Origin of the sequence: Pseudomonas sp. MWU12-2020 (assembly GCF_023100605.1) — a bacterium.
Lineage (GTDB): Bacteria > Pseudomonadota > Gammaproteobacteria > Pseudomonadales > Pseudomonadaceae > Aquipseudomonas > Aquipseudomonas fluorescens_H.
The window spans coordinates 338,151-350,082 of record NZ_JALMEX010000001.1 but is presented as its reverse complement, the minus strand read 5'-3'; the positions used below and the strand labels follow the sequence as shown (position 1 = coordinate 350,082).

Genomic DNA, 11,932 nt, shown 5'->3' with positions numbered 1-11,932 from the left:
AACTTCGACAAAACCTTAATCCCTATAAAAATTGAGGTTTTTCAAAATATTGCCATTCACGTTTGTGGAAACCACGCCTTCATATGACTCGGCCAAAGTTTTTTATGTGCGGATTGACCCCTCCATTCAGGCTGCGGAGGAATTAATAAGATCGCTGTATTACCTACTTTGGTTACCGGGGTACTTTGGATACAACTGGGATGCCTTGTATGACTGCTTAAGGGATCTCAGTTGGGTGCCGTGTCATAAAATCGTCCTTGTGCATGAGTCTCTGCCAGAATTGCCAAGAGACGACCTAAAGATATATCTCGAGATTTTACGTGACTCGGTCCTAGATTGGATTGGTGATGATGGACGCGAGTTGGAAGTTGTCTTCAAAGAAGTTGATAGAGCTGTGGTCGGAAGTTTGCTAAAAAATTAGGCTAAGCCTGTGACGCAAGGTAAATGGGAAAGTAATAGGTTGAAAACTATGGATCCGAAAACACATGAGTTGCTTTACAGTATTCCGGAAAATTCCGATTATGCTGCCGAAGCGGGTGATTTGGATGCGGGAGATATTCCGGAGGCAAGACGTAGTGCCGTCAAGGAATTGATGCTCCATAGTAATGATGAAACAGAGCGTTTCTTGGCTGCAAAACTACTGGCAAGTTGGGGAGAATATGAAGGTTTAGTGGCCTTGCAGAAAGGTCTAGAGAGGCCTGAAGTCATTGAGGGGACGTATATTCATAGGCTTTATGGGTATGATGATACTTATCGGCAAGTATTGATGGCGGTGACCATGTATTTCGCCAATGTTGCCGGCGCACAAGGGAAGGACGTGGCCCGGCCTCATGTATATGAACTGCTCTCGAAAATTATCTCGTTGGCAAACGACAGGCCTTTTGAAATATCAGAGTTGTATTCCTTTGTGCGGCGAGAGAAGTATCTGGAATACTTGCCTATGATTGAGCGGCACTTGATCTCCATTATTGATTTTCCAGAAAAGCACCGCTGGAAAATCTACGATGCTATTGTGTTTCTAATGGAATTAGACTCCGATTTTGTAGTGCCTCTATTGATTGGGCGGAATAAGACTGTTGATGATTTTAAGCCGTAACAAGAGTTTATTAAAGGCTAAGCTCGAGGAGGTATATAATTATAGGTGTCGGATTTATTTATTCAAAACTAGATCTGACCCATTTTTCTTTTTTTGGAGAATAAATGGGGACAGGCCACGTTTAGAAAGCACTCGGAAAATGTGGTCTGTCCCCGTTAACTTGTATGGTCAGAGAGCGGGTGTCGGTTCAGCGAGCATGCCATCACCATATCCCTGACGACACGAAGAGGTCACCGGTTACGGTTTACGGACGAAATTGGCCGAAAGGCGAATGCGAGGATTAACCATTGAGCAATGTCGAAGCGTTGAATAAATTATTGCGCGAATATGTTTATGTGGAAAGTCTTCATCTAGATTCTGAAGAGGGTTTTTCCAGTTACAACTTATTGATGAAGTTGGCGGAGTCTTCGCATCCCGGAGCAAAAAATATTGCAATAAATTTTTATAACGTAGGTGGTTTCAAAGTCCGGGAATTTGGTAGTGGTCTCACGCAGTTCATGGATCTATGTGTAACACGGGTTGAAGGCGAGCTGGATCGGATTCGGTATGAGCTGATGGATGAAGAAGACGAGAAAATAGCCTTCAATTTTCACTCTTTCAGGGTGCCCAGCGAAGACCTCGGCAGTAAGTGATAGGCTGCGAATAGGGTCAAGTTGGCACGTTAAAGGTGATATGTTTATTCTTGCTGTAAAGAGATTGAAAATCCGCTTAAAAATAAATCTGTCCCATTTTTCTTTAAGAGTTTAATAAAAATGACCGTAAGTGAAGTGATTTTTGACGATCTGTGGAACGGCAAAAAAAATATCTGTTTTTTTGTTCATTCTGAAAAATGCTTCTGGGTTGTGGATGAAAAAGATAATTTTATTTTGGATATGGATATCAGTCTCAGTGCCTCTCTGGAAAGTGGAGGAATTCAAAAGGAACAATATGAACAGTTTCGGCAAGACTACAGGGGAGGGCTTGCGCAGTTGACTTCGGAAAATTTTCCGAAGTATCTTGATGATTCGCGGGAGAAAATACTATCGTTGTTGGATTTGCAGGGCTTTGTTGGGGCGGATGTAACTGTCTTTGAGGCAATTGAGAGTTACTACCTGACAGGTAAAGGTTTGAGCGCCGATTTGTATAAAATGGCCAATGTTGTTAGTTCGCGCCTTCCAAATTTTTATATAAATTTTGATCGAAAGATATTTATGCATATGGATGAAGGTCGGTTTCACGAGAAATATGTTCATGCGGATTGGATTTCTGAGTGCTATGATTTTAGTTTTCTGATTCCCGCGCATGAAAGATACTGGATAGTGGATGGCAGGGACTATTGGAAGTTACGCTTTGTATGATCGTAGGCAATTAGGTGGCTGTTAAGTTGCAAGGCTACATACCTTGGAAAGGGGTAAATGGGGACCGCCTACGTTTAGAAAGCCCTCCGAAAATTTCGTCTGACCCCATCAACCACGTTAGCCCAGCCCCCCGTTAACCCAATTTTTCGGGTGCGCAGGACGTTTGGGATCATATCGTTAAAAGAACTGTCGATGCCTATAACAAGTAAATCAATAATCAGCTGGCTATTTAAATACCATGACTGGGTGGGGGTGGGGCTATTACTCGCAGCACTACTCAATGGATACTTTCAGTTCAATGGCAGTTGGGCGCGTTTTTTTACGATACTTGCTGTTCAGTTATGGTTTGCTCAAGGTGTTTATAACTATTTAAGAGGGGCAACGGTTGCCATTGCACCCGGTGGATTGGGCAGGGGTGCTGACCCCGCCGGGCGGGCGGTATTGGCAAGTTTTGCGTTCTTTTTATATGCGATATTTTTCTTTGCGGATTATCAATGCTGAATTGTTGATTGCAAAATTTCCTTTGATATTCGAACTGTTTCGGAGACACCTATAAAAAAACCGGGCTAATGCCCGGTTTTTTACAAGTCAGCTCAGCGAAACGCCGGCACCACATCCCTGATAAACAACGCCAACGACTTCTTCTTCTCCGCATGCGGCAGACTGTTGTCACACCAGAAACTAAACTCATCCACCCCAAGTTCCTGGTAATACTTGATCCGCGGAATAATCTCTTCCGGTGTACCAATCATCGCCGTCTTGTGCAGGCTCTCCAGCTCAAACTCCGGACGCCCGGCAAACTTCTCTTCCGGGCTCGGAGCGAGGAAGCCGTTGACCGGCACCTCCTTGTTGCCAAACCACGCATCGAAGGTGCGATAGAACCGTGAGATCGCCTTGGCGCCGACTTTCCAGCCGTCCGGATCGTCAGCCGAGTGCACGTGGGTGTGGCGCAGCACCATCAATTGCGGACGCGGTACGTCGGGGTTGTTGTCGAGCGCGGTCTGGAATTTATTCTTCAGGTCGACGACTTCTTCGTCGCCCTTCATCAATGGCGTGACCATCACGTTGCAGCCGTTGGCGACGGCGAAGTTGTGCGAGTCGGGGTCGCGGGCGGCGATCCACATTGGTGGGTTCGGCTTTTGGATCGGTTTTGGCACGCTGGTGGACGTGGGGAATTTCCAGATGTCGCCGTCGTGGGCGTAGTCGCCTTGCCACAGGGCGCGGACTACGGGGACCATTTCGCGCAGGGCCTGACCGCCGCTGGAGGCGGGCATGCCGCCGGCCATGCGATCGAATTCGACCTGATAGGCGCCACGCGCCAGGCCGACTTCCATGCGTCCGTTGCTGATGACGTCGAGCAGCGCGCATTCACCAGCGACCCGCAGCGGGTGCCAGAACGGCGCGATGATGGTGCCGGCGCCGAGGTGAATGGTGGTGGTTTTGGCGGCGAGGTAGGCCAGCAGCGGCATCGGGCTCGGCGAGATGGTGTATTCCATCGCGTGATGTTCGCCGATCCACACGGTGCTGAAACCGCCGGCCTCGGCCATCAGGGTCAGTTCGGTCAGGTCTTCGAACAGTTGGCGGTGGCTGACGCTTTCGTCCCAGCGTTCCATGTGGATGAACAGGGAAAATTTCATGACGCTTCCTCGGATCTTTTGTTGTTGAGGCTACAAAACTGTGTGGGAGGGGCTTGCTCCCGAAAGCGCTGGATCAATCGACATCTCTGGTGGCTGACACATCGCCTTCGGGAGCAAGCCCCCTCCCACAGTGGATTTGTGTGGGGTTGAAGTTTTGCTCAGGCCAGAACGGGCAGGGCGCCCATCTTGCCGTGGCAATACACCAGCGGCCCGGTGTGCTGCTCCGGGACGATCAGGTTCTTCACCGCGCCGACCATGATCGCGTGGTCACCACCTTCGTATTCGCGCCACAACTCACACTCGATGATAGCCGTCGCGTTGGCCAGGATCGGGTTGCCCAGCTCGCTCAACGTCCACTCGATGCCCTGCGCCTTGTCCTTGCCTTTACGGGCGAAGGCGTAGGCTTCGCTCTGCTGGCCGCCGGAGAGGACGTGGATCGCGAAGCGTTTGTTCTTGATCAGCACGGGATAAGAATCGGAGCTGTAGTTGGGGCAGAACAGCACCAGGGCCGGGTCCATCGACAGCGAGCTGAAGGCGCTGGCGGTGAGGCCGACGATCTGACCGTCATCGTCCAGCGTGGTGATGACTGTGACGCCGGACGGAAACGAGCCCATGACTTGTTTGTAGATGGCAGCATCGATCATTGGACGGTCCTCGGGTGTTGTGACGCGATTTTTATGTATTTGTTGGTCTGATGGTATACCAGTATTTTTTCTTTGCAAGGGCTTTTAGGCTGAACCGATAAACGTGGTGCTTTCGTCGGAAACTCAGCGTTTATTGGGCTAGTGGCTGGCCTGCAGGCCGCAGTATCAGTGAGGATGGTGAATCAGATAGCGCCGCAAACTACGGATCAGTCTTGTGAAATGTTTGGAATACCATAATATGGTCTGCATCTGAGGGGCGACCCAGAGTTCCCCCGGTTTGGCTTCATACAAAGATAAGAACAGACAAACTCGAGTTCATGCATATGTCCCAGATGTCCCGGCAAGATCCGTTGATCGAGAATCACACGGTCGACTACGTCCCACTCGCGGAACGCCACGGGAAGGCCCGCGACCTTTTCACCTTATGGTTCAGCACCAACATCGCGCCACTGCCCATCGTCACCGGCGCCATGGTGGTTCAGGTGTTCCATCTCGACTTGCTTTGGGGGCTGCTGGCGATTGCGCTGGGGCACCTGATCGGCGGCGTGGTGATCGCCCTGGCGTCGGCGCAGGGCCCGCGCATGGGCATTCCGCAAATGGTCCAGAGTCGTGGCCAGTTCGGGCGTTACGGCGCACTGCTGATCGTGTTTTTTGCGGCGCTGATCTACATCGGTTTCTTCATTTCCAACATCGTGCTTGCCGGGAAATCGATTGTCGGTATTGCGCCATCGGTGCCGGCACCGCTGAGTATTTTGATCGGTGCGCTGGCGGCCACGGCGATTGGCGTGATCGGCTACAACTTCATCCACACGCTCAACCGCATCGGCACATGGGTGATGGGCAGCGCGCTGCTCGCCGGTTTCATTTACATATTCGCTCACGACTTGCCGGCAGACTTCCTGACGCGCGGCAGTTTCAACCTGTCGGGCTGGCTGGCGACGGTGTCGCTGGGGATCATCTGGCAGATCAGCTTCTCGCCGTACGTGTCCGATTATTCGCGTTACCTGCCGGCGGATATCGGTATCGCCAAACCGTTCTGGGCCACTTATCTGGGGGCGACGCTGGGGACGATTCTGTCGTTCAGCTTCGGTGCCGTAGCGGTTCTGGCAACGCCTGAAGGCACCGAAGCGATGGCTGCGGTCAAGCAGTCCACCGGGTGGCTGGGACCGATTCTGATGGTGTTGTTTCTGCTCAATATCATCAGCCACAACGCGCTGAATCTGTACGGCGCGGTGCTGTCGATCATCACCTCGATCCAGACCTTTGCCAGTCAGTGGACGCCGAGCATCAAGGTGCGTGTGCTGTTGTCGAGCGTGGTGCTGGCGGGGTGCTGCGTGGTGGCGCTGGGTGCCTCGGCGAATTTCATTTCGCAGTTCATCGGGCTGATTCTGGCGTTGCTGCTGGTACTGGTGCCGTGGGCGTCGATCAACCTGATCGACTTCTACCTGATCAAGCGCGGCAGCTATGACATCACCTCGATTTTCCGCGCGGACGGCGGCATTTACGGGCGCTTCAATCTGCACGCGATCATTGCCTACTTCATCGGGATCATTGTGCAACTGCCGTTCGCCAATACCTCGTTGTATGTCGGGCCGTACGCCAATCTGGTCGATGGCGCCGACCTGTCGTGGCTGTTCGGCCTGGTGGTGACAGTGCCGTTGTATTACTGCCTCGCCACACGTGGGCAGACCCAGAATCAACGTGGCGAGGGGATTTATCCCCGATCGGCTGCGAAGCAGTCGTGAAATCAGCGAGTGCGGCCCCCCCTTTGAGATATAAAGGGGGCCGCTTCGCGCCCCATCGGGGATGAATCCCCTCACCACAAGTGATCCCCCGTCCAGCTTCCGCATTCCAGCGGTCATTCAAATTGGCCATTTCGATCCCCTTTTGGCCCATCCCCCACTGTGCCGCGACCCCGCGGTCGGCAAGAATCAAAGCCACAACAAAACGCTGGACCTTCCTTGCCCTTGGCTACCTTTACAGCCGCTGCCGTGTACAGAACATAAAAACCATCGATCTCACGTCGCAATCCGGGGAAACAACCATGGTCACGATGAAACGCATTCTGGGTGCCACCGTGTGTGGGCTGACGCTGCTGGCCAGCGCGGTACACGCCGAACAGCGCGAGCTGCGGGTCTACAACTGGGCGGATTACATCCTGCCGTCGGTGCCCAAGGATTTCGCCGCGAAGACTGGCATCAAAGTGACCTGGGACACCTTCGACACCAACGAATCGCTGGAGGCCAAGTTGCTCACCGGCAACTCCGGCTACGACCTGGTGGTGCCGTCGAACCAGTTCATCGACACCCAGATCAAGGCCGGCGTGTTCCAGAAACTCGACAAGTCGAAACTGCCGAACTGGAGCCACCAGGATCCGGCGCTGCTCAAGTTGCTCGACGCCAACGATCCGGGCAACCAGTATGGCGTGCCCTACATGTACGGCACGGTGCTGATCGGTTTCAACCCGGCCAAGGTCAAGGCTGCCCTCGGCGACAACGCGCCGGTGGACAGCTGGGATCTGGTGTTCAAGCCGGAGAACATGGAGAAGCTCAAATCCTGCGGCGTAGCGATGCTCGATTCGCCGTCGGAAATCCTCCCGCTGGCCCTGCATTACCTCGGTCTCGATCCGAACAGCCAGAACCCGGCCGACTATGAAAAGGCCAAGGACCTGATGCTGAAGATTCGTCCGTACGTGACCTACTTCAACTCGGCCAAGTACATGACCGACATCGCCAATGGCGACATCTGCGTGGCCATCGGCTATTCCGGTAGCTTCTACCAGTTCGGTAATCGCGCGAAAGAGGCGGGCAACGGTGTGGTGGTTGACTGGCGCTTGCCGAAGGAAGGCGCGCCGATCTGGTTCGATACTTTCGCGATTCCGAAGAGTGCGAAGAATGTCGAAGAGGCGCATGAATTCCTCAACACCTTGCTCGATCCAAAAGTCATTGCGCCGATCAGCGACTTCCTCGGCTACCCGAACGTGAACAAGGACTCGATGCCGCTGGTGAATAAAGACATCACCGGCAACCCGAACCTGACGCCGACCAGCGAAGCGCTGAAAACCCTGTATGTGGTCCAGCCACTGCCGCAAAAACTCGAGCGCGTACGCACGCGGGTGTGGACCAGCATCAAATCCGACAAGTAGCCGCACACCCTCTGGAGGAGTGAGCCTGCTCGCGAGGGCGTCGGGTCAGTCAACATTGATGCTGAATGTGCCGGCCCCTTCGTGAGCAAGCCCACTCCCACCCTTTGATCTCGGCCAGCCCCGGATCCTCCATCCACCGACTATCACCTGTGGGAGCGGGCTTGCTCGCGAAGGCGTCGGGTCAGCCGACACCTTTATTGAATGCCGCACCGCATTGTGAGCAGGCTCACTCCTACAGGTTTTGTGGCGCGTTTTTACTCATCATCAGACTCAACAATACCGACCCCAGAATCACCCCGCCCACCACCGCCAGCGACCATTCCACCGGCATGTGAAACCAAGGCATCAGCGTCATCTTGCCGCCGATAAACACCAGCACAATCGCCAGTCCGTACTTGAGTAGATGAAAGCGGTCGGCCATGTCTGCCAGCAGGAAGTACAGCGCCCGCAGTCCCATGATTGCGAAGATGTTCGAGGTGAACACGATGAACGGATCGGTAGTGACCGCGAAGATCGCCGGGATGCTGTCGACCGCGAACATCAGGTCGCTGGCTTCGATCAGCACTAGCACCAGGAACATCGGCGTCGCCCAGCGCACGCCGTTCTGCCGCACGAAAAAGCGTTCACCATGAAAGCCCTGAGTGATCCGCAAATGCCCGCGCACCCAGCGCAGCAACGGGTTTTTATCGAGGTCCGGTTGTTGCTCGGCAAACATCAGCATCTTGATCCCGGTAAAGATCAGAAATGCGCCGAAGGCATACAGCAGCCACTCGAACTGCGACACCAGCCACACCCCGGCGAAGATCATCGCCGCGCGCATCACGATCGCCCCGAGCACGCCGTAGAGCAGCACCCGGCGTTGCAATTCCGGCGGCACGGCGAAGTAGCTGAAGATCATCACGAAGACGAACATGTTGTCGATCGACAGCGACTGCTCGATCAAATAACCGGTGAGGAATTCCAGTGTCTTGCGCTGGGCAATCTCGGCGCCGAACTCGCCGTGCAGATACCACCAGAGCAAACCGGCGAAGGCCATGGCCAGTGCGCACCAGGCGATCACCCAACAGGACGCTTCCCGCACTGAAACGCGGTGTGCCTTGCGTCCGCCGAAGACGAACAGGTCCAGCGCAAGCATGGCGAGGACGAAGACGATAAACGCGCCCCACATCCATGGTTCGCCGATATTGATGTTGGTGGTTGGCATGGCTGGCTCCCTGGTTTTTTTGAATTAGGGTCAGGCAGGGCCATGCTAGCGGCGAGTTTGGTTGTAAGAAAAATCGCTTATTTCTGATGGATAGTTCGGGAAAAGCGAAGTGTCGTGATCAGGTAGGGGAATAGCCGCGGCGGGGATTGAGACCTTTTGCGGCCTCAATCCCGTCCGTGTTCGCTTACTTGCCGGCAGTCAGCGCCGGAGTGCGCGGTGGCACCAAGCGCTTCGAGCCAGTTGCCTCAAACGCCGAGGCCAGACGCAAAAGGTTCGAGTCATCGTAGGCACGACCGGCGAAGGTCAGGCCGACCGGCATGCCGATGTCGGCCATGATGCCCATCGGCACGGTGACGGTCGGAACGCCGAGGTGACGGATCGCCAGGTTGCCGTTGGCGACCCAGATGCCGTTGCTCCAGGCGATGTCTGCCGATTCCGGATTGATATCGGCATCCGCTGGGCCAACGTCGGCGTTGGTCGGGAACAGCACCGCGTCGAGTTTCAGTGCATCCATCCAGTCTTCGAGATCGAGCTTGCGGGTCTTTTCCAGACCGCGCAGGCCGTCCGGCAGGGTCGGGATCTGGTCCCACGGGGTGATGCCGCGTTGGGCCATGCGCACGTATTCGTCCATGCCGGCGGCCAGGTCGCCCTCACGGTTCGGCAGGGTGCCCGGGTCGTGCGGGAAGATCTTCGGTCCGTCGACATCGGCCAGGCGATTGAGCTTCGGATCGCCGTTGGCGCGCAGGAAATCATCGAAGGCCCAGGCCGACAGGTCCCACAGTTCGTGATGCAGGAACTCCTTGGAGACGATGCCGCGATTGAACACGGTCGGTGCGCCCGGACGATCGCCTTCGCAGTTGGAGACCAGCGGGAAGTCTACTTCGATGACTTCGGCGCCGGCTGCTTCCAGCGCGGCGCGGGCCTGTTTCCACAGGTCGATCACTGACGCACGAGTGTTGATGCGCTGCCCGGTCGGGCCGCCGATGCCTGGGGCTTCGCTGGTGCCGGCTTCAGGATCGGCGTTGATGTACATCTTCGGCACACCGAGGCGTTTGCCGGCCAGTGCATCGGACTTCACGGCCAACTCGGCGTAGGAGGCCGGGCGCACCGCGTCGACGCTCGGGATCGGCACCCACGGCTGCAGGCGCCACAGATCGCCACGGGTGTCAGGGTCTTCAGCGACTACCACGTCGAGCACTTCGAGCAGGTCGGCCATGGTTCGGGCGTACGGCACGACCACGTCCATGGTCGGCGTCAGCGGCCAGTTGCCGCGCACCGAAATCACCCCGCGTGACGGCGTGTAGGCGCACAAACCGTTGTTCGACGCCGGGCCGCGACCACTCGACCAGGTTTCTTCCGCCAGACCGAACGCCGAAAAACTCGCGGCAGTGGCGGTGCCGGCACCGTTGGACGAGCCGGAGGCAAACGGCGCGGTCAGGTAGGCCGCGTTGTACGGACTTTCGGCACGGCCATAGACTCCGCGTTGCATGCCGCCATTGGCCATCGGCGGCATATTGGTCTTGCCCAGGCAGATCGCTCCGGCGGCACGCAGGCGTTCGATGGTGAAGGCGTCGCGATGTGCCACCAGATCGGCGAATGCCGGGCTGCCGGAAGCCGCGGTCAGACCCTTGACCAGATAGCTGTCCTTGGCGGTGTAAGGGATGCCGTCGAGCGGGCCGAGGGTTTCGCCCTTGGCGCGGCGTGCATCGGACGCCTGGGCCTCTGCCAGTGCTTCGGGATAGCGTACGACCACGGCATTCAGTGCAGTGGCGGTGTTCGGGCCGTCATAGGCGTCGATCCGGGCCAGATAGGCCTGCACCAGTTCAACCGCGGTGGTCTGGCCGGCTTCGAGCGCCGCGCGTAATTGAGCAATGGAGACTTCAGTGACTTCGATCATGCTGTTACCGCCGACAGGTTCGCTAAAGGGGTGGGTCATTATGGTTATGGTCGAAACGCATAGAGAATTTCGTATGGACGAAACTGTACCCTGAACTTTGCCGAATGGCATGTGCTAATTCGATAAATATCGACAAAACTCAACGAAAAAATTCTCCCGGTGTCTCGCCAAACTGTTGCCGAAAGGCAGCGATGAACGCCGAGGTCGAGTCATAACCGCAGGCCAGAGCCACGTCGGTGACGCGTTCGCCACGTTCCAGCGGGGTCAGTGCGCCGAGCAATCGCAAGCGCTGACGCCAGGCACGGAAGGTCAGGCCGGTGTCACGTAAAAACAGGCGGCTGAGGGTTTTTTCGGTGACGCCGAATTTGTCGCTCCAATGGTGCAGCGTGGTCTGCTGTTCCGGATGTTGCTCCAGGCTTTGATAGATCTGTCGCAGACGGCTGTCCTGGGGCAGTGGCAGCATCAGGTCGATCTGCGGCGCCTCGGCCAGTTGATCGAGGATCACCTGGGCCAGGCGGCCATGCGCGCCGCGCTCGTCGTACTCCACCGGAACCAGACTGAACGCGCGAATCAGCTCGCGCAACAGGTCGCTGACGCCCAACACATGACAACGTTCAAGCGCCCAGCCGGCCACGCTGCAGTCGATGTACAGGCTGCGCATTTCCGTGTGCGGCGAGCTGAACACACGGTGCGGTACGCCCGCCGGAATCCACACCGCGCGCTCCGGTGGGGCAACGAAGCGTCCAGCGCCGGTCTGCACTTCGAGCACGCCCTGAATCGCGTACGACAATTGCACCCACGGGTGACTGTGGCGCCGGGTCAGTGCACGATTGGGCAGCGATTCGGTGCGCCCGTATAGCGGACGCGGCAGGCTGGGCAGTCCGGGAATGCTGCGCCGGAAGCTTTTCTCATGTCCTTTAGGCGGCATCTGTTGGCTCTTCGGCGTTAGTCGGTAATTCCCACTCACGTTAG

Annotated in this window: 12 protein-coding genes; 7 read left to right on the top strand and 5 right to left on the bottom strand. The window is 55.9% G+C overall.

Annotation, left to right across the window (positions count from 1 at the left end; genetic code table 11):
- Positions 1 to 64: 64 nt before the first annotated feature.
- The 5 genes from M0814_RS01650 (at position 65) to M0814_RS01630 (ending at position 2,934) form a co-directional block, all read left to right on the top strand.
- The gene (locus M0814_RS01650; RefSeq protein WP_348773066.1) at positions 65 to 421 is read left to right on the top strand and encodes a barstar family protein; all 357 of its coding nucleotides are present in this window, start codon (positions 65 to 67) and stop codon (positions 419 to 421) included.
- Positions 422 to 469: 48 nt separating this feature from the next.
- A complete protein-coding gene (locus M0814_RS01645; protein ID WP_103483289.1) occupies positions 470 to 1,096 on the top strand; it encodes a hypothetical protein in 627 nt (208 codons plus the stop codon).
- A 287-nt stretch (positions 1,097 to 1,383) separates the two neighbouring features.
- Positions 1,384 to 1,728 (top strand): hypothetical protein, encoded by a 345-nt coding sequence (locus M0814_RS01640; RefSeq protein WP_103483290.1) that lies wholly within the window; start codon positions 1,384 to 1,386, stop codon positions 1,726 to 1,728.
- A gap of 120 nt (positions 1,729 to 1,848) precedes the next feature.
- Complete coding sequence (locus M0814_RS01635; protein ID WP_103483291.1) at positions 1,849 to 2,433, top strand: hypothetical protein; 585 nt, start codon at positions 1,849 to 1,851, stop codon at positions 2,431 to 2,433.
- Positions 2,434 to 2,625: 192 nt separating this feature from the next.
- Entirely contained in the window at positions 2,626 to 2,934 is a 309-nt protein-coding gene (locus M0814_RS01630; RefSeq protein WP_146774694.1) for a hypothetical protein, read from the top strand.
- 92 nt (positions 2,935 to 3,026) lie between these two features.
- On the opposite strand, the gene M0814_RS01625 is transcribed toward M0814_RS01630, so the two are convergent.
- Positions 3,027 to 4,070, bottom strand: a complete 1,044-nt coding sequence (locus M0814_RS01625) for an LLM class flavin-dependent oxidoreductase (protein ID WP_103483292.1) — start codon at positions 4,068 to 4,070, stop codon at positions 3,027 to 3,029.
- A 158-nt stretch (positions 4,071 to 4,228) separates the two neighbouring features.
- The gene (locus tag M0814_RS01620) at positions 4,229 to 4,714 is read right to left on the bottom strand and encodes a flavin reductase family protein (RefSeq protein ID WP_003225754.1); all 486 of its coding nucleotides are present in this window, start codon (positions 4,712 to 4,714) and stop codon (positions 4,229 to 4,231) included.
- A gap of 323 nt (positions 4,715 to 5,037) precedes the next feature.
- Here M0814_RS01620 and M0814_RS01615 point away from each other — a divergent pair, with 323 nt between their 5' ends.
- Positions 5,038 to 6,459, top strand: a complete 1,422-nt coding sequence (locus M0814_RS01615) for a cytosine permease (RefSeq protein ID WP_103483293.1) — start codon at positions 5,038 to 5,040, stop codon at positions 6,457 to 6,459.
- Positions 6,460 to 6,758: 299 nt separating this feature from the next.
- Positions 6,759 to 7,859 carry a polyamine ABC transporter substrate-binding protein gene (locus M0814_RS01610; RefSeq protein WP_003225750.1) on the top strand — a complete coding sequence of 367 codons (1,101 nt, stop codon included), beginning with the start codon at positions 6,759 to 6,761 and terminating at the stop codon, positions 7,857 to 7,859.
- Between the two features lie 232 nt (positions 7,860 to 8,091).
- On the opposite strand, the gene M0814_RS01605 is transcribed toward M0814_RS01610, so the two are convergent.
- From M0814_RS01605 to M0814_RS01595, 3 genes are all read right to left on the bottom strand, one after another.
- Entirely contained in the window at positions 8,092 to 9,063 is a 972-nt protein-coding gene (locus tag M0814_RS01605) for a TerC family protein (RefSeq protein ID WP_103483294.1), read from the bottom strand.
- A gap of 184 nt (positions 9,064 to 9,247) precedes the next feature.
- Complete coding sequence (locus M0814_RS01600; RefSeq protein WP_103483295.1) at positions 9,248 to 10,960, bottom strand: amidase; 1,713 nt, start codon at positions 10,958 to 10,960, stop codon at positions 9,248 to 9,250.
- 139 nt (positions 10,961 to 11,099) lie between these two features.
- Positions 11,100 to 11,888 carry a helix-turn-helix transcriptional regulator gene (locus M0814_RS01595; protein ID WP_103483296.1) on the bottom strand — a complete coding sequence of 263 codons (789 nt, stop codon included), beginning with the start codon at positions 11,886 to 11,888 and terminating at the stop codon, positions 11,100 to 11,102.
- Positions 11,889 to 11,932: the final 44 nt, after the last annotated feature.